Source organism: Bacillus sp. GM2 (assembly GCF_056155945.1).
This window is the reverse complement of the sequence record NZ_JBRKSZ010000007.1, coordinates 850825-867628: the sequence shown is the minus strand read 5'-3', so window position 1 is coordinate 867628 and position 16804 is coordinate 850825. Positions and strand designations below refer to the sequence as shown.

The 16804-nt window shown below is 41.4% G+C and carries 17 protein-coding genes and 2 pseudogenes; 2 read left to right on the top strand and 17 right to left on the bottom strand.

Features of this window, described 5'->3' with window-relative positions:
- Nucleotides 1-114: 114 nt before the first annotated feature.
- From ACVC9U_RS05365 to hemB, 17 genes and pseudogenes are all read right to left on the bottom strand, one after another.
- Complete coding sequence (locus ACVC9U_RS05365; RefSeq protein ID WP_075752207.1) at nucleotides 115-960, bottom strand: MerR family transcriptional regulator; 846 nt, start codon at nucleotides 958-960, stop codon at nucleotides 115-117.
- Nucleotides 961-2155: 1195 nt separating this feature from the next.
- Nucleotides 2156-2818, bottom strand: coding sequence for a hypothetical protein (locus ACVC9U_RS05360; protein WP_075752203.1), 663 nt, complete (start codon nucleotides 2816-2818; stop codon nucleotides 2156-2158).
- A gap of 345 nt (nucleotides 2819-3163) precedes the next feature.
- The gene (locus ACVC9U_RS05355; RefSeq protein WP_075752201.1) at nucleotides 3164-4594 is read right to left on the bottom strand and encodes an MBL fold metallo-hydrolase; all 1431 of its coding nucleotides are present in this window, start codon (nucleotides 4592-4594) and stop codon (nucleotides 3164-3166) included.
- Between the two features lie 72 nt (nucleotides 4595-4666).
- On the bottom strand, nucleotides 4667-5866 hold the full coding sequence (locus tag ACVC9U_RS05350; protein WP_043054403.1) for an NAD(P)/FAD-dependent oxidoreductase: 1200 nt from the start codon (nucleotides 5864-5866) through the stop codon (nucleotides 4667-4669).
- A 159-nt stretch (nucleotides 5867-6025) separates the two neighbouring features.
- Nucleotides 6026-6670 carry a response regulator gene (locus ACVC9U_RS05345; protein WP_075752199.1) on the bottom strand — a complete coding sequence of 215 codons (645 nt, stop codon included), beginning with the start codon at nucleotides 6668-6670 and terminating at the stop codon, nucleotides 6026-6028.
- A complete protein-coding gene (locus ACVC9U_RS05340; protein ID WP_043054405.1) occupies nucleotides 6645-7736 on the bottom strand; it encodes a PAS domain-containing sensor histidine kinase in 1092 nt (363 codons plus the stop codon). The genes ACVC9U_RS05345 and ACVC9U_RS05340 overlap by 26 nt, the downstream gene beginning before the upstream one ends.
- A gap of 19 nt (nucleotides 7737-7755) precedes the next feature.
- On the bottom strand, nucleotides 7756-8091 hold the full coding sequence (locus tag ACVC9U_RS05335; RefSeq protein WP_075752197.1) for a thioredoxin family protein: 336 nt from the start codon (nucleotides 8089-8091) through the stop codon (nucleotides 7756-7758).
- Nucleotides 8092-8134: 43 nt separating this feature from the next.
- Nucleotides 8135-8914, bottom strand: a complete 780-nt coding sequence (locus ACVC9U_RS05330; RefSeq protein WP_048350331.1) for a sulfite exporter TauE/SafE family protein — start codon at nucleotides 8912-8914, stop codon at nucleotides 8135-8137.
- A 55-nt stretch (nucleotides 8915-8969) separates the two neighbouring features.
- Nucleotides 8970-9197: a sulfurtransferase TusA family protein gene (locus ACVC9U_RS05325; RefSeq protein ID WP_043054408.1), complete on the bottom strand. Its 228-nt coding sequence runs from the start codon at nucleotides 9195-9197 to the stop codon at nucleotides 8970-8972.
- 31 nt (nucleotides 9198-9228) lie between these two features.
- Nucleotides 9229-10359 (bottom strand): annotated as a pseudogene (locus ACVC9U_RS05320) (MBL fold metallo-hydrolase).
- A gap of 81 nt (nucleotides 10360-10440) precedes the next feature.
- Nucleotides 10441-10992: a sulfurtransferase TusA family protein gene (locus ACVC9U_RS05315; RefSeq protein ID WP_441390211.1), complete on the bottom strand. Its 552-nt coding sequence runs from the start codon at nucleotides 10990-10992 to the stop codon at nucleotides 10441-10443.
- Nucleotides 10993-11085: 93 nt separating this feature from the next.
- Entirely contained in the window at nucleotides 11086-11568 is a 483-nt protein-coding gene (locus ACVC9U_RS05310) for a DsrE/DsrF/DrsH-like family protein (protein WP_020452325.1), read from the bottom strand.
- 146 nt (nucleotides 11569-11714) lie between these two features.
- Nucleotides 11715-11975 carry a metal-sensitive transcriptional regulator gene (locus tag ACVC9U_RS05305; protein WP_009327831.1) on the bottom strand — a complete coding sequence of 87 codons (261 nt, stop codon included), beginning with the start codon at nucleotides 11973-11975 and terminating at the stop codon, nucleotides 11715-11717.
- A 345-nt stretch (nucleotides 11976-12320) separates the two neighbouring features.
- Complete coding sequence (locus tag ACVC9U_RS05300; protein WP_441390208.1) at nucleotides 12321-12917, bottom strand: class I SAM-dependent methyltransferase; 597 nt, start codon at nucleotides 12915-12917, stop codon at nucleotides 12321-12323.
- Nucleotides 12918-12961: 44 nt separating this feature from the next.
- Entirely contained in the window at nucleotides 12962-13669 is a 708-nt protein-coding gene (locus ACVC9U_RS05295; protein ID WP_075752191.1) for a DNA alkylation repair protein, read from the bottom strand.
- Nucleotides 13670-14060: 391 nt separating this feature from the next.
- Nucleotides 14061-14321 carry a membrane protein insertion efficiency factor YidD gene (gene yidD / locus ACVC9U_RS05290; RefSeq protein WP_075752189.1) on the bottom strand — a complete coding sequence of 87 codons (261 nt, stop codon included), beginning with the start codon at nucleotides 14319-14321 and terminating at the stop codon, nucleotides 14061-14063.
- Nucleotides 14318-15303 (bottom strand): annotated as a pseudogene (hemB, locus tag ACVC9U_RS05285) (porphobilinogen synthase). The gene yidD and the pseudogene hemB overlap by 4 nt, the downstream one beginning before the upstream one ends.
- Before the next feature lie 239 nt (nucleotides 15304-15542).
- On the opposite strand from hemB, the gene ACVC9U_RS05280 reads away from it, so the two are divergent.
- Together ACVC9U_RS05280 and erm are read left to right on the top strand one after the other, a co-directional pair.
- Complete coding sequence (locus ACVC9U_RS05280; RefSeq protein WP_105980607.1) at nucleotides 15543-15587, top strand: erythromycin resistance leader peptide; 45 nt, start codon at nucleotides 15543-15545, stop codon at nucleotides 15585-15587.
- 275 nt (nucleotides 15588-15862) lie between these two features.
- Nucleotides 15863-16726: a 23S ribosomal RNA methyltransferase Erm gene (gene erm / locus ACVC9U_RS05275; protein WP_075752185.1), complete on the top strand. Its 864-nt coding sequence runs from the start codon at nucleotides 15863-15865 to the stop codon at nucleotides 16724-16726.
- The last annotated feature ends 78 nt before the right edge of the window (nucleotides 16727-16804 follow it).

Here is a 16804-nt window from a genome sequence, read left to right as displayed (position 1 = left end):
ATGAGTAACCGAAGCGTCTTATATTCTGCCATCTTATACATCCTTCCTTTCAAATATTAATCAGAACGATGCATAAATCATAAACCCTATAGCAACTATAGGGTCAAGGGGTTTTTATTTTTTCCGCACTCTAAATTCTGTGAGGAAGTCTTCTTCTTTTAAAGAGTTATAGCTGTTTGGAAAAGAAACTTGATATACTTTTCCATCCGTTTGAATGCCATGTGATTCAATAAAATGGTACAGTTTTTGATAGTAGTAAAAATAATTTGTTGCCGTGCAATCAAATGAAATACATACATATTCGCCGGATGGGATTGTATCTATCTTCATGTTTTGTTCTCCTGTATCTATCTTTACTTCGTCATAAATCGTCGTATAAACGCTGTTGCAATAAATGTCACCGGAATCTTTATAGGGCTTTAAATCATAAATAAGTCCATAATAGTTATCAACGATATCCCCTCTTTCTTCAAGAACTTCAGCCAATTTTCGGTAATACAAATCTGATTGGTCATGAGGATTCACTTGAGGTGCCGCTGCTTTTAAAATGGTTTGGCCTCCTATATGTCGAACATAAACTAGACCTTCTTCTTTTTTAGTGCGTATCTCCAATTGTTCATTAAGCTGGTTCTTTCTTCTTTGAAGCAATTGCCTGGCACGTTCGAGGCTTTCCATCTCACGCTCAATCACGCTTTCTTGCTCCTCAAGAAAAGCTTGCATCCGTTCAGGGGTAGATGTATGTGAAATCATGCGCTTAATTTCTCCCAAAGGTGTTTTAATAGATTTGAGATATTTTATAATATCTAAATAAAAAAACTGTTTAACATGGTAATATCGATAGCCATTATCCCGGTCTGTACATTGAGGCTTAAAAATTCCGATCTTATCATAATAGCGCAATGTTTGAATTGAAATGTTATTAAGACGGGCTGTTTCCCCAATTGAAAAATATTCCTTCATCAATCTCATCCTTTCTTCTTTGTTAGCTCTAAGATGACCTTAACTGAACGATCTTGAGAAAAGCCTGTTTAAGACGAACTTCTTTTTTCGTTCTTTGTTCAACATATCCACCAAGAAATGATCGTTCCTGTCTCATAACGATTGCTCGTTAAGCAGGCACAAAAGAATTGATCCTATAGTCACTATAGATTTATGATTTGTTACGCAGCTTTAAAAATGATTATGAAAGGGGTGAGTATCTGCCAGAAGATGATTAAAGAATCCACCAAATATCCGGGTATGGTGTACTCGTGCGTGTTAAATTGACATGATATATCGTCTCATTGCTTTGACTCCATCTTCTGTTTCTTTATGTAGTGATTCATGATGGGTTCATGGTTCTTTTGATCATCAAAACGCGAATGAGAATTAACCACATTATAGCAATTTCACAGTCAATAGAGTGTATATAATGGCATGAATAGCTGCATTTTAAGCGGAAGATATGGAATTTGTAAGTCGGGTATGAGTAGACGTTAAGTTTTAGTTGTTACTTATCGCCAACGAAAAGGCCATAAATCTAGGTATGTAATGACTTGCTTCAAGTAAATGGTGTATGTCATCTTTTACCGCCTTAATTGGTACCAAAGCCAAAAGATATATCGACACCTTGGATGTCAGAAAAAAGGAAGTCATCTTCGGCCGTTTCGACCTTGATTTGAAGAAGGAGCTCAGGATCTTGCGGAGCTATGATTCCGAATCTGAGAAATGGGTGAAGAGGAAGTGTGATATTCAGTGAAGAGACTCAGGATGAGATAAACCTGCACTCTTACATGAAAAAAGAATACGCTGAGGATTTTTTGCACATTCATAGTTCCCTGACAGGCTAAAGGACTAAATACTTGTTCAATTCAGTCCTTTAGCTTTTTTATCTTATCATAACGATAAAGTACAGGTTGCAAAATCAATAAACAAAACACAATCCAAATAAAAAGAGAAAACCACTTTAATAGTGAATCCCATCCGCTCCAAAAAGACATAAAATAAAGTATTGGCAAAATAAAAATCAAACTAAAAAGCAATTTTGAAGCTGTTGTTTCCTTTAGCGGACTTTTACATCTGGGACAAGTTGGCCTCTTTGTTCTAATAAGTTTAGATTTTTCTCTAAAAGTAAACGGTTTCCTGCATACCGGACATTTGCTCATTTTCCCGCTCCTTAACAGGGCTTACTTTGTAAAAACCAGCTTGAGCTTTGTTGTTTGCTTTGTTTTTTCTTATAATACCATGTGGACTTATGCTTATATTTATATTGTTTGTAACACATGCTTCCATCTTTGACAGGCTTCGAAGTTCTGTATTGCTTGATTTTCACCTTTATTAATTTATCAAGTGTCTCTCCTACAGCCAATGAAGTTAGGGTTAAAACTGTTTGTTTTACTCTGCTCGCAGGAACCCTGGTCCATATACTTGTCAAAGAAATTGCCGCTCCAACCAAAGTGCCTGCCGGAACATTATTTGTTACAGTCCCCATGTATACTTCTTTGTACGCTGACAAACCCATTTCAAATTCTTTCTTTGTTTCTAATGTTACACCGTTTAATAAGGTCATGCCCGTTGCAGGGTTATATTGAATATGAGTCGTATGTTTATTTTCCGTAACGATGGCTTCAACGATTCCATTTTCATGGTATGTTGTTTCCAGCGTAAAATGCATCTGCCCATCTTTTACAATTTCCCTTGTCTTTTTCCCTGAGTAATATAGATCGTCAATGGCAGTTTTATGTTCTACAAACCCTTCAGCCGAGACAAAGTCATATGGAGTCACAAAAGAACCACCTGCAAAAAGCAGTACTATTAAAAAATACATTTTCTTTTTCACACTTCTCTCCCCCTTGAATATCCAAATAATTACTTTACATTTTATAAAAAGGGGTTATTTTACACAATACTTTTGTCAATATCGATTTCCTAAAGTCAATAAATCGCTTTTTGTATGCCACGGGAATGTATCGACATCTTGGACGGAAAAAAGTCATCGTCGGCCGTTTCGGCCTTGATTCGAAGGAAGAGAAAACGCGAAAAAGCGGGCGCTGCGAAAGATGTTTCAGAAGTGTGATCAGACGGAGAAGGAAAAGCGGAAATAATATCAGTCAGAGGCCGGGAGTAAGACAATATCGGCCTCTTGACTCTTTATTCCATGCGCTTGAGCAGACATTTTCTTTCATTACAATCCGCTGCAAGGGATTGTAATGGCAAGACCGTCTTTCTGCCATTGGACAATGCCGCCGCTCAAACTCAATACTTGTTTGAAACCGCCGTTAGCTTGCAGGATGCTGGCCCCGATGGCAGATCGGGCTCCGGAATGGCATTGCACAAGAATCGGACAGTCTCTTCTAATTTCATCGAGCCGTTCTGGGAGCGTTCCCAGCATGATGTGTTGCGAATTTGGAATATGACCTTCCTGCCATTCAGTCAGATTGCGAACATCAAGCACGTGCACGAATCCGTCATCCACTAATTTTGCGATCTCAGGTGGCGTGATCTCCGCGTACGATTCAAGTGAAAAAGCACCGCTTGCCAGGATTTTGTCCCGATCCATAAACCCTGCCGCATTGTCAATGCCCACAGAGCGCAGCGCTTCCAGGAGTTCGTTCACTTCTGCCGGATTCGTTATGAAGTACACAGGACGAGTGTAGTCGATGAGCCAGCCTGCCCAGTTCGTAAACGCCTTGTTGAATGGAATGTTGATTGTGCCTTTGATATGCCCTTCAGCAAATTCTCGGGAAGTGCGGGTATCCACAATTTGCTCTTTTCCCTGCAAATCTTTCACTTGTTCAATCGATGTAATCTCTGGAACAGCAGAAAGATCTTTAAGCAATGCAGGGCCTTCTTTATTTACTCGTTTCATCACAGCGAAATACTTTGGCGGTTCTGGTTGCCCGTCAAGCAAGGCTTTAACGAATGTTTCTTCATCGGTGTATGCCATTGCCCAGTTAAACATCTTTTCGTAACCGACAGTCGTAGTTGGAATGGCTCCCAATGCCTTGCCGCAAGCGCTGCCTGCGCCATGAGCCGGCCAAACCTGCAAGTAATCCGGGAGTTGTTTAAACTTTCCAAGGGACTTGAACATCTCTCTTGCCCCCGATTGTGACGTTCCTTTGATCCCCGCCGCTTTTTCGAGCAAATCGGGTCTGCCAATGTCGCCCACAAAGACGAAATCTCCTGTAAAGATGCCGATTGGACGATCCGCATTTCCTCCGCCGTCCGTCAACAGAAAGGAAATGCTTTCCGGGGTATGGCCGGGAGTATGCATAACCTCAAACATCAGGTTTCCGATGGAAAAGCGATCGCCGTCTTTCACAAGTTGATGTTTCAATTCATCGACATATTGGTATTTCCAATCTGCGTCCCCTTCATCGGAAAGATACAGCTTCGCTTGATGTGTAGCGCCGAGTTCGCGAGCGCCGGAAACAAAGTCGGCGTGGATATGGGTTTCTGCGGCCGCTGTGATGTTTAGCCCTTCATCTTCGGCTGCTTGTAAATATGGTTTTAGATTGCGGCCGGGATCAATGACAATTGCCTCTCCTGTTTTTTGGCAGCCAACCAGATAGGATGCATGGGCCAGCTTTTCATCGTAAAAATAGCGCAATAACATGTTGTATTCCTCCTCTTGAAACATTTAACGGAATATGTCCTTTTGAGTTCGCATCATGCTTTGTCTTGCCTCTTACATCAGTCCTTTTAACATGCCATTCCAATACATGATGGGAAGCAATCTTCTTTTTAACAGGTACATGCTGAATCGTTCCTTGGACTGATCAAATGGAAACGTTTCTTGCGGCACCTTGTGATAGTCAAACTCAGCCAGCACGAGTTTGTTGTATCCTGTAACCAAGGGGCACGAGGTATATCCATCGTACTTTGCTTCTAATGAAGATCCTTTGATCAAGGACATCAGATTTCGCACCACAACCGGAGCCTGTTTACGAACTGCAGCTCCCGTTTTGGACGTCGGCAGGTTGGCACAGTCACCAATTCCGAAAACATTGGCAAACTTTTTGTGCTGCAGCGTGTACGGATCAACATCGACCCAGCCGCCGGCATCCGCCAATGCGCTTTCTTTGATGAAGAGAGGTGCTTTCATCGGCGGCGTCACATGAAGAAGATCATATGCTAATACTTCCTGCTCTCCCGTCTCCAAGTTTTCGAACAAGGCTTCTTTTGAATCAGGCTGAATTTCGATTAGATTTCTCTTGTACATCGTGTGGATATCCTTGCGCCTGACGACTTTTTCGAGCGCATTTGCATATTTGGGGACATCAAAAATGATCGATTTCGCCGATGCGAAAATAATGTCCGACTGATGGCGAACATTTGACTTGCGAAAATAGTCATCTGCTAAGTACATAATTTTCTGTGGAGCTCCCCCGCACTTCACGGGAGAATCAGGATGAGTGAAAATGGCGGTTCCGCCTTTAAAATTGCGGATGTTTTCCCAAGTGCTGTCTACCGTATGATATGAATAGTTGCTGCAAACCCCGTTTTTTCCAACCGCATCTTTCAAACCTTTGACCCCGTCCCAATCGATTTGCAAACCGGCTGCCGCCACGAGATAATCGTAGGAAACGATCGTTCCTTGTTTTGTAAGAAGTGTGTTCTGATTCGGGCGAAACTCAGTTACAGCATCGCCGATCAAGTCGACCCCGCCAGGAATCAGGGAAGCTAAATCGCGCTCAGACTCTTCCTTCTTCGCTGCGCCGCCTCCAACTAATGTCCACAAAGGCTGGTAATAGTGCTTTGTTTGCGGGTCAATGATGGCAATTTGTCCTTTGAGTGTTTTAGAAGCCCGAACGAGACGGGCGGCGACAGAGATGCCAGCAGTCCCACCTCCAACAATGACAATGGAATAACGAGCCTGTCTTGCCATGGTCAACCCCCTTATGTTTATAGAAAGTTGCTGTTTGTCTTAAAGATGTGTCTCTCGTTTTTTAAGTTACCATCCATCTTCCTTTTTTTGTATAGGGGAACTCCCCTACTTTTATTTGAGCACCGTCTTCCCAAGCTGACAAGGTTAAGGGGCAGTATGTTAGAACGTCAGATCGAGATATTTGTTTTTGATCGCATATTGGATTAATTCGTGTTTCGAGTCCAGTTTTAATTTCTGCATCATATTTGTTTTATGATTTTCGACGGTTTTGACGCTGATTGAGAGTTTATCGGCAATCTCCTTATTGGCATAACCCAGCACAATGAATCTGAGAATCTCCTTTTCGCGAACAGTTAAAACAGAAGGCGGCTTTTGGGACTCTGAATTCAGCCATTGATCAATGATGTCCTGCGATACAGATGTCTTATAATAGAGATTTCCCCTGTACACTTCGACAATCGCCTGATAAAGCAACTGATAATGACTGTTTTTCAAGACGTATCCATGGGCCCCCGCCTCTATCGCTTTTTGGATAAAAATTTCTTCATCATGCATTGTCAAAATCACGATTTTAACAGAAGGGTTCATCTTTCGGATCGCAGTGCTCGCTGTGAATCCGTCCAACCCGTTTGGCATCGACAAATCCATCAGCACGACATCCGGTTTCAACTGTCCGGCCTTAAAAACGGCTTCGTTGCCATTGTTGCTTTCTCCCGCAATTTCGATTTCAGAAAAACCTTCCAAAAGCACACGGATGCCCTTGCGGATCATCATGTGGTCATCGACCAGCAATACCTTGATCACTCCCCCTCCCCTCCTTGTCCTGTACTTTCACTTTAATTGTCGTTCCTTTCTGAAGTGCGGAGTGAATTCGAAGGCTTCCTTCCATCTGATTGACTCTTTCTTCCATATGTTTGAATCCCAAGCCTTCCTCTGTCAGCCCGCGATCAAAACCAATGCCATTGTCCTGAATCATCAAAATAAGCTCGCCATCTTCTTTGTACAATATGACCTTAATATGTGTCGCCTGCGAATATTTCAGGGCATTATGCAGCGCCTCCTGAATGATGCGGTATAAATTGATTTCCAAAACCGGCAGCAAGCGAATGCTGACATTGCTTGAGGCAAACGTAATAGAAACATCCTGATGAGTCTTGTTTAAGCTGGACACAAGGTGCTTGACAGCAGGAATCAGCCCCAGCTGATCGAGACTGTGCGGCCGCAGCTGAAGAGAGTAGAGCTTGACGTCTTGGATCGCTTTTTCCAGTTCATCGATGATTTCCTGCATGTACTCTCTAAATGTTTCTTCCTGCTCCATGCGCGATTGAATCGCTTGAATACCTACTGATACCGAATAAAGCGATTGTCCTACGCCATCGTGCAGTTCCTGGGCCAGCCGCTTGTGTTCGTTTTCCTGAGTTTCTAGCGTTTTTTGCAGAACCAGCTTGGAGATCCGCGCTTCCTCTTCCTTTTTCTTTATCGTTAAATCTTTCAGGACCAAAAGAACTTCCATTTGATCGCCGTTTTCAGAAATGACAGCCGTACTCATCTCCATGTCAACGAATCGTCCCTCATATGTGGGCATCGAGGAAAGAAAATAAGGAACTTCCCGCTTGGCCAGCAAATAACAACGCTCTTCTCCCGCTTCCAATTTTCTCGTTTGGCAGTAGGAACAGTACGGAACCTTGTCACCTAATTTCCATCCCGTCATCTTCTCTGCGGACGGATTCATCACCAGAATTCTGCGTTCCTGATCCATCATGATGATTCCATCCTGCAAATGGTCGAAGATCTGCCTTAAATAGCCGCTTTCCATTGACTTTCCTTCTTCTTTATACCGTTCAAAAAAAGTCGGGTTTTGACACATCATGGCCCCTCCCTTTAGCTATCTATTCCTCGTACAACTGATAGACTCTTTTTAACTTCTGTTCAAGCTGCTCAAAATGAACAAAACGCGCTTCTCTTAGACATTCGGTTCCCTCAATAAACAAAAGAAGCACAGGAATTGTGAAGACTGAAAACCTGCCGGCAACCTCCTCCACTATATCAGCGTTGATATGCCCTAATTTAATCTTTGGAAAGCGAGTCAACAGTACTCTAAGCTGCGGCAGAACAGCGTGACATACTGTGCATTGAGGCCTTGATATATATATAAAACTTAATTTATGACCGGTTATAAACTTCTCAATTGCCGCCATTGAAGTCAGCTCTGTAATCTCTTTCATCCAATCCCTCCTTCAAAACAGAAAATATAGAAAACTTTAAACATTAATGTAAGATATCAAACCAGATTTTCACAGTTGTAATCAAAATAACGAATATCAGAATACCTTGAAGAACTTTAGCCTTCATCTTCTTGCCAATTAAAACACCTAGCGGGGATGCCATTAGGCTGGCAGCTATTATAATCAAAGCCGGCATAATAGGAACATGTCCAATGATGAGCTTTGTAGCTGTTGTTCCAATCGATGAAATAAATGTAACTGCGAGCGATGTTGCGATTGTGATTCGTGTAGGTATTTTTAAAACGACTAACATTAGCGGAACAAGCAGAAAAGCGCCGCCGGCACCGACAATGCCTGAAGCCAAGCCGACTGCAAAAGTAATTACTGAGGTTAATATCTTCGGAAAGCGAACGTGATCACTGTGATTACCTTCTGTTCCTGTCTTTGGAATAAGCATCATGACTGCGGCGATTATCGCCAATATTCCGTAAACCAAGTTTATGAAATCTTCGGAGAAAAAATGTGACCCATAACCACCGACTAGACTTCCGATCAGAATACTTAATCCCATAACGGTGATAAGTTCTTTATTTAAGTAACCGCCTTTCCGGTAAGCCCATACACCGGAAAATGTTGCAACAAAAACCTGGACTGCGACAATACCTGAAACCTGGTGAGCATTAAAGCCTGTAAACCCAAATAACACAGGAATATATAATAATAAAGGGTAATTAAGAATTGCCCCGCCGACACCAAGCATTCCGGACATAAAAGAACCAACAAATCCGATGAAAAATATGAGAAGAATAAAAGAGATGTCCACCGACTTTCCTCCTTTCCTTCAATAAAAAGGGGAATAGTCCCCCCTTTTTATCACCTTAACCTTTTTTAAGCCAAAACTTTAGTACACCATCTTCCTCAGTACCTTTAAGCAATTCATGGCCGCCTGACTTCGCCCATGCTGTCAGATCACTTTTTGCCCCTTTATCAGTGGCGTGTACTTCTAACACTTCTCCGGATTGCAATTCATCCATAGCTTTTTTTGTTTTCACAATTGGCATCGGGCACGCGAATCCTTTAACATCTATCACTTTATCTGATTTCATGTTTTATCTCTCCCTATCTTCAAATCTATACTCATCCATGAACCGCGCAACGGTTTGGTCCAATTTCCATCTCACTTTGCCTGTCAGCATCCGGCGTTATTTTGCCCATGTTGGTTTGACGGATTTCCTGATAGGCATTTGGCTGTGGCGGCAGGTTTTCTGATACAGCACTTCTGAATTCATTTTCATCCAGATTTAAACCGGCATTCTTTTTATATACATCACTCAGCTTAGCTTGAACCTGCCCTTGATCGCCTAATTCACTGACTGACGAAAAATGAGCTGGAAGCACAATCAAGTCACCTGATATTTGTTTGTATTTTTCATGCAATGTGTTACGTAAATCCTCTGCCCAGTCCCCGGCTTTTCCAGCCAAGTCTGGCCGGCCGATTGATTCAACAAATAAAATATCTCCTGTTAACAAATAGTGATTATCAACAATTAAAGATGTGCTTCCAATCGTATGGCCCGGTGAGTAGATAGGCTCCACTTTCATGCTTGTGTTTCCTATCGAAACATCATGACCTTCAATTAACGGTTCATGCGAAAATTGCACTTCCTCAGCATCTTTTGGCGGCAGGTAGTATGAGGCTCCTGTACGCTCACGAAGTAAACGTGCGCCAGAAATATGATCCGCATGTAAATGTGTATCGACCACATGTTTAATCGTAACGTTTCTCTCTTTTGCAAAATCTATATATGCGTCTACAGTACGAGCAGGGTCAACTACAATTGCTTCTCCGTCAGTCTCAATAAAATAGGATAAACAGCCTTTCCCCATTCTTACGAATTGATAGATCGAGCCCCCTTCTTTCAAGTTTCAGATTTTTACCGGATGTAAAAATTCGCTCCACGCTTTCATGCCGCCTTCAAGTGCAAAAACTCTTTCAAAACCGGCATCCACTAAATGCTGTGCAACCATCTCCGAAGACCCTTGTTTGGCACAAACCACCAGAACATCTTGATCTTTGGGAACTTGGCCTGCAATTTTATCTACACCATCAATTAAATCAAAATACGGAACATTTAAATGTTCAACCCGGCTGCCCTCGATTTTCCAATCACTAAAGGCATCTTTATTTCGTACGTCTAAAATAAAAAACGATTCTTTTCCTAATAATTTTTCGGTTACTTCTTTTGGTGAAATGATTGTAAAGTCCACTTCTAAACCTCCTTAGAATGTTAGAATCTCATTGGCACATGTTGCAATGGTCGCAACTTTTGCAGCCGTTCAATTTATTGATCATTTTTCAATAGGCCCTGACCACTCCTCCATTCCCCGCGCCACATTTTCAACGTCTTTAAAGCCGTTAGCTGCCAGATCGCTTCTATTACCTGTACGGCAAACAACGTAAATTTTCTCTTCTCTATTCAGTTCCTTTGCTCTTTTTTCAAGTTCACCTAATGGGATTGAAATCGCTCCTGGAATATGGCCGAAACGGTATTCTGCAGGTTCCCGAACATCAACGACTGTTATCCGTTCTCCCGCCTCTACCTTTTTTTGAAGCTCTTCATTTTGAATCACATAAGGAAACGTTTTTTCTTTCTTTATTTCCGAGTGACCTGCTTTACGAAGAAAATGCTTTAATATATTTCCGTCTTCTGTCGTCCCGAGATACTGGTGGCCGCTTCCCTTTGCCCATGCCTGTATATCAGCAAGAGACCCTTTATCAGTAGCATGCACTTCCATTACCTGCCCCGGTTCTAACTCATTCATGGCCTTTTTCGTTTTTACAACGGGCATTGGACAAGCAAGCCCCTTCGCATCTAACACGCGGTCAGATTTGATGTTCATCAATCATCCCTCCATACTCATTTTCAGTATCAAAGTTCCATTTGATCGCTCCGGCAACCCTATTCCTTAAAGCACCGTTTAATTTGGAGACCGTTATATAAATAAATTCACTTTTGCTTCGTTGGCATCCCCGAGATATGCGGCAACTCCTGCATAATCAATACCGTCGATAAGTTCTTCTTTTTGCAAGCCTAACAAGTCCATTGTCATTGTACAGGCAACAAGCTTAACTCCTTGTTCTTGCGCCATTTCAATCAGCTGAGGCAGAGACAGCACGCCGTGCTTTTTCATGACATGTTTGATCATTTTAGGCCCGATACCGGCAAAATTCATTTTAGATAATCCGAATTTCTTTGAACCCCGGGGCATCATAAAGCCGAATGCTTTTTCAAGCGGCCCTTTCTTTACCGGCACCGGTTCATCCTTTCTTAAAGCGTTAAGCCCCCAAAATGTATGAAAAATTGTTACCTCATGATCATAAGCAGCGGCTCCATTAGCAATAATAAAAGCGGCAATCGCCTTATCTAAGTCACCGCTAAATAAAACAATGGTCGTTTTTTCTTTTTGGTCTGACATAGATCAACTCTCCTATTTCCATATACTAATACCCGTATGGGTATATAAAAAATAAAAAAATATAAGTTTCAGCTCTTTATACCCTTAAGGGGTTTTCTTTTAACTAAGGGTATACAGAGGCTGTATTATCAACAGCCATCTTAACACTATCTGCTTTTAACCAATAAATTAACGGCTTCTTGAATGAGGTCTTCGGTATCTTCTCCTCTTTCGATTTGAAGGCGAACGCATTTCTCCAAGTTGCTGCTTACAACAACACCAATGGCGCGATCTAATGCGGAACGAACCGCTGACATTTGGCTTACGAGCTCTTTACACTCTTTTCCTTCATCCATCATTTTTAATATCCCTCGAACTTGACCCTCCACTCGTTTGATCCTATTTTTTAATTGATCATCGTATTCCATCAGATAACCTCCCATTTTCTTATGATGATAGCATATCATTTTTATCAACAGTTTCGCGAAACCGTTACTATGCGGATATGAACTGTCCTGCATTTCTGTCATATTCGTTAAGAATCCAGCCTGTGACGACTTTTTGTACAAAACAGCCTATCTCCCGCACAATACATATACCCCTATGTGTATAATATACTGAACTGCTGAGGATAAATCAAATTTTAAGCTTCTGTCGCGGACCCGAGCGCTGATGAAGATGTTTCATGTGTTTTACCTTGTGGAGAAGGGAAGTGAAGCAGAAAAAGCCGGATCGTTTTCCGGCTTCCGCTATTTCATTTCAAAAACAAGAAATCACTTTATGCTGCTGGATATAAACATTGGAGCCTCTTGATTCATAAAAATACGATGGCCGTGATAGAATGTTTTCATTTCAGTTGATTTAAATCCAACATCGGATAATCTTTTTTTCAATTCTCCGTGCGAAAAACCGCTGTGAACTTTCGGATGTTGAATTTTATCGTTTTTGTCAAAATCAATAATCATGAGCTTTCCGCCATTATTTAAAACACCGAACAATTCTTGTAAAATTTTATTCGTATCCGGAATATGAAGAAGGACTAGTGACATTAAAACGATGTCTGCCTTCAGTTCAGGAGTTTCTTGGGTAAAATCTGAATAAAGCACTTTTGCGTTGGCGATTCCTTTGCGAGAAATTTTAGCTTTCGCCACCTCCAGCATTTGTTTTGACGAATCGACCAACAAAATAGAATGTACTAAATCTGATAATTCTAAACTAATGAGACCAGTACCGCTCCCATAGTCGATTAAAGATTTTGATTGACTATTTCTCAATTCTTGTCTTACTTCATTCACGATCACTTTTGCTAATTCAATTCTTTCTTCTGTATCATATCGTTTTGCCATCTGTTCAAAAACGTTATTTTCCATGCTCCGCTCCCTAGTTATTTTTAGAAATTTCACTGCAGACTGTGCTAACATCTTACATATTTCCGTTTGAAACCAAGGCGGCCTCTCTCAACATCCATTTGAATATTTTTGGAAGCGTTCAGGATACTGCTTTTTTTCTTGTCCCGCCGAAGTTCGACCGGGCCTACTGCTTTTGCGGTTTCAACCGCCTTTTCATGGAGCGGCAAATATGAAATCCCGACTGTGTAGATAAAGTTATTCATAGCCGATTTTGTTCGATCCGGAGAATCGTGAATCGCATGTTCCACCTGATCAAGCATACCGGCAATTTTGGTCACATTAAATTCATCGTCCGATCGATTACCTAAAAGCCAGCAGTAACAGCTCCAGCCTGCCGACATTCTGAGTTCTTCCCCGCTTGAAATCCATTTATCTGCGACAGCTTGCGCAAAATCGGTTTCTGCCAAAGTTACGGCAACAACATAATCAGAAAGCATATAAAAATACGCAGCATCGATCCAGCGCTCAAAATCAGCTTCAGTCATTATGATTGGGTCAGCAATAATGCCGGCAAAATACATGGCATCGTAGTTCCCGGTAGCGTAAAGCTGCTCCGCCAAAGGCTGATTTTTCTTGATTTTCTTTGCGAGCGGCTTCATCTTGCCTGTCGCCACGCCAAAAAGCGGTTCGTGTGCACCATTCGTTATGTATCTTTTTTTCATGTTTTCCGTACCCAACGCTTCCAGTTCCTTCATAACCGTTTCAAGATCCATGCTTTCACTTCCTTCTTAAATTAAATTCATTACTTTAACTCCATTATCATGCTCTTTAACTTCATCTAATCATTTCAAATCAATTTCATTTGTTTTAATGCTCTCCATAAACGGCTACATCAGCATGAAAAGATCAGTTGCCATGTATGATCCTCATCTTTTTTAGCGGCTGTTTTGTTTCCTAAAGTCTAATGAAAACTACATTTCCTCTGCACTTCATTCATATCATTTATGTTTATTATATGAAACATTTTAACAAGCAGAAAGGGGGGGTTTTTGACCGCCTTTTCTCTTCATGCGTCAAATTCGAATGCCACTGATATTTGCATCAGCTGATCACAACTTTTGTTTTTTTAGGTATGTTTTCATAAAGAGCAATCCCCAGAAAAAGTTAAATCCTATTTGATTTGGGCGATTCCCCTTCACTTTTTTTCTCTGTTTTGCTTGGAATAGGATCAAAGCCTCCTGGATGAAGGGGATGGCATTTCAGTAATCGTTTGATGAGCAGATAACTGCCTTTGATAAACCCAAACCTTTGAATCGCTTCAAGCCCATAGTTGGAGCATGTTGGATAAAATCTGCAAGTTGGCGGGAAAAGAGGTGATATCGCCTTTTGATAGAATCGAATGAATACGATCGCTGCCCGTTTCACGATTCCTCCCGAAGAAATTTTGCTATATTCTTTGCAAAATATGTAACAATTAGATCTGCACCGGCCCTCTTCATCGCAAGCATACTTTCCAACACTGTATTTTTTTCATCTATCCAGCCGTTTTGCGATGCAGCTTTTATTTGGGCATATTCACCGCTTACTTGATATGAAACCAGCGGAATCTGGAGAGAATTTCGCATATCCCTGATGATGTCTAAATAAGGCAAACCAGGTTTAATGATCATAAAATCCGCTCCCTCTTCAATATCGGACTGTGCCTCACGAAAAGCCTCCAAACGGTTTGCCGGGTCCATCTGATAGGTCCGGCGGTCACCGAAAGCCGGCGAATTATCCGCGGCATCACGGAATGGTCCATAATAGCTTGAAGCATATTTAATACCGTACGACATGATCGGTATGTCTTTATAACCCGATTCATCCAGTGCATGTCGTATATGCGTCACAAATCCATCCATCATGCTTGAGGGCGCCAGAATATCGGCACCTGCCTCAGCCTGAGATACGGCGACTTTTACATGTATATCTAAAGACACGTCATTATCGATCCTGCCGTTTACCGGTATGCCGCAATGGCCTTCTGTTTGATAGTGACATATACATGTGTCTGTAATGATGACCAAATCAGAATCTAAAGCCTTGATTTGCCTAACCGCTCGTTGAACAATTCCATCTGACGCATAAGCAGACGTTGCCAAATCATCTTTCCAATTCGGAATCCCGAAGAGAAGAATCGCTTTAATCCCGAGTGTCCTTACTTCATAATTTCCTCTTCCAATAAATCCAATGTCAGTTGATAAACGCCCGGCATGGAAGGAACTTCTGTTTTTAACCCCCTCCCCTCTTGGACAAACAGAGGATATATGAAATCGTTAGCGGAAAGCCGATTTTCTCTTACCAAATCCCGGATACCCGGCGTTGAGCGCAGTCTGCGATGCCGTGAGAATGCGAATGATTGATTCAATGTTATTGCACCACTTTTCTACATGGATTATTCTAAAATCGTAAATATTACGATTTATATCTTGAATTATAGACAATCACATCTATAATTTCAATGTTAGTAGACTCCCGTTCTTAACACTGCCTGGTTAACCCCTGCGTATTCGTAAGGAGAAGAAACTTCCAGCAGCCGTTGACGTTTTCCAAAGAATGCCCTACAATGTAATCGTAACTTTAACTTTTCAGGAGGATTATTAAAAAATGACACACTCAATGAGACTTCGTTTCCCAACTTTGAACCAGTAATTAAATACGTTCAAAGGCTCTGTTTGTGTATGCAGAGTAAACGGGATCAGTCTGTCCTTTTTTAATAATCTTCAATTTGCATATAAAATTTGTAACTTGTAGAAAGGCGGATCGTTCTGCCTTTCTTTTTTGTTTAATCCTTTTTTCAAACGGCTGAGAAAGGCTTATTTGGTTATGGAAATACCGCGGATTCATCCTTAAAGGATGGCTCTTCCCTTTACTCTGAATCACAGGCAGACCGCCTGTGATTTTTTATGATGAGAGGAAGAGGAAACATGAAGAAAAAAAATCATAAGTACAGAGGAAAAAAGTTAAACCGCGGGGAATCCCCGAATTTTTCGGGACAGCATTTGATGCATAATAAAAAATTAATTGAAGAAATTGTGGATCGGGCAAATATCGGCATTGACGATACAGTTTTAGAGTTAGGAGCGGGAAAAGGGGCTTTGACAACTGTGCTATGTCAAAAGGCCGGTAAGGTATTGGCAGTGGAAAACGATTCTAAATTCATTGATATACTCACACGTAAAACAGCACACCATTCAAATACGAAAATTATTCATCAAGATATCTTGAAGATTCATTTACCAAAAGAAAAGTTTGTGGTGGTCTCTAATATTCCCTATGCCATCACAACCCCCATTATGAAAATGCTTTTGAACAATCCTGCAAGCGGATTTCAAAAAGGGATCATCGTAATGGAAAAAGGGGCTGCTAAACGCTTCACATCAAAATTCATTAAAAATTCCTATGTTTTAGCTTGGAGAATGTGGTTTAATATCGGCATTGTCAGAGAAATATCGAAAGAACATTTTTCTCCCCCTCCAAAAGTGGACTCGGCAATGGTCAGAATAACACGAAAAAAAGACGCGCCTATATCACATAAACATTATATTGCGTTTCGGGGGCTTGCCGAATACGCGCTAAAGGAGCCGAATATCCCTCTCTGTGTTGCTTTACGCGGGATTTTTACTCCGCCTCAAATGAAACACTTAAGAAAAAGTCTAAAAATCAACAATGAAAAAACCGTTGGAACGCTCACCGAAAACCAATGGGCGGTTATTTTTAACACGATGACTCAATATGTGATGCACCACAAATGGCCAAGAGCAAATAAGCGAAAACCCGGAGAAATATAAAGAAAAAAGCTGCTGACTTCCCGTCAGCAGCTTTTGCTATTTCTGAAGAGATTCAGATGTCCCTGTCAACATTCCTTT

Bases quoted from the DNA above. Each gene is read 5' to 3' on its own strand.
- ACVC9U_RS05365 (WP_075752207.1), bottom strand. From the start codon at position 960: ATGAAGGAATATTTTTCAATTGGGGAAACAGCCCGTCTTAATAACATT.
- ACVC9U_RS05355 (WP_075752201.1), bottom strand. From the start codon at position 4,594: ATGTTATTGCGCTATTTTTACGATGAAAAGCTGGCCCATGCATCCTAT.
- ACVC9U_RS05350 (WP_043054403.1), bottom strand. From the start codon at position 5,866: ATGGCAAGACAGGCTCGTTATTCCATTGTCATTGTTGGAGGTGGGACT.
- ACVC9U_RS05340 (WP_043054405.1), bottom strand. From the start codon at position 7,736: ATGATGTGTCAAAACCCGACTTTTTTTGAACGGTATAAAGAAGAAGGA.
- ACVC9U_RS05335 (WP_075752197.1), bottom strand. From the start codon at position 8,091: ATGAAAGAGATTACAGAGCTGACTTCAATGGCGGCAATTGAGAAGTTT.
- ACVC9U_RS05325 (WP_043054408.1), bottom strand. From the start codon at position 9,197: ATGAAATCAGATAAAGTGATAGATGTTAAAGGATTCGCGTGCCCGATG.
- ACVC9U_RS05315 (WP_441390211.1), bottom strand. From the start codon at position 10,992: ATGAACATCAAATCTGACCGCGTGTTAGATGCGAAGGGGCTTGCTTGT.
- ACVC9U_RS05310 (WP_020452325.1), bottom strand. From the start codon at position 11,568: ATGTCAGACCAAAAAGAAAAAACGACCATTGTTTTATTTAGCGGTGAC.
- ACVC9U_RS05305 (WP_009327831.1), bottom strand. From the start codon at position 11,975: ATGGAATACGATGATCAATTAAAAAATAGGATCAAACGAGTGGAGGGT.
- ACVC9U_RS05300 (WP_441390208.1), bottom strand. From the start codon at position 12,917: ATGGAAAATAACGTTTTTGAACAGATGGCAAAACGATATGATACAGAA.
- ACVC9U_RS05295 (WP_075752191.1), bottom strand. From the start codon at position 13,669: ATGGATCTTGAAACGGTTATGAAGGAACTGGAAGCGTTGGGTACGGAA.
- erm (WP_075752185.1), top strand. From the start codon at position 15,863: ATGAAGAAAAAAAATCATAAGTACAGAGGAAAAAAGTTAAACCGCGGG.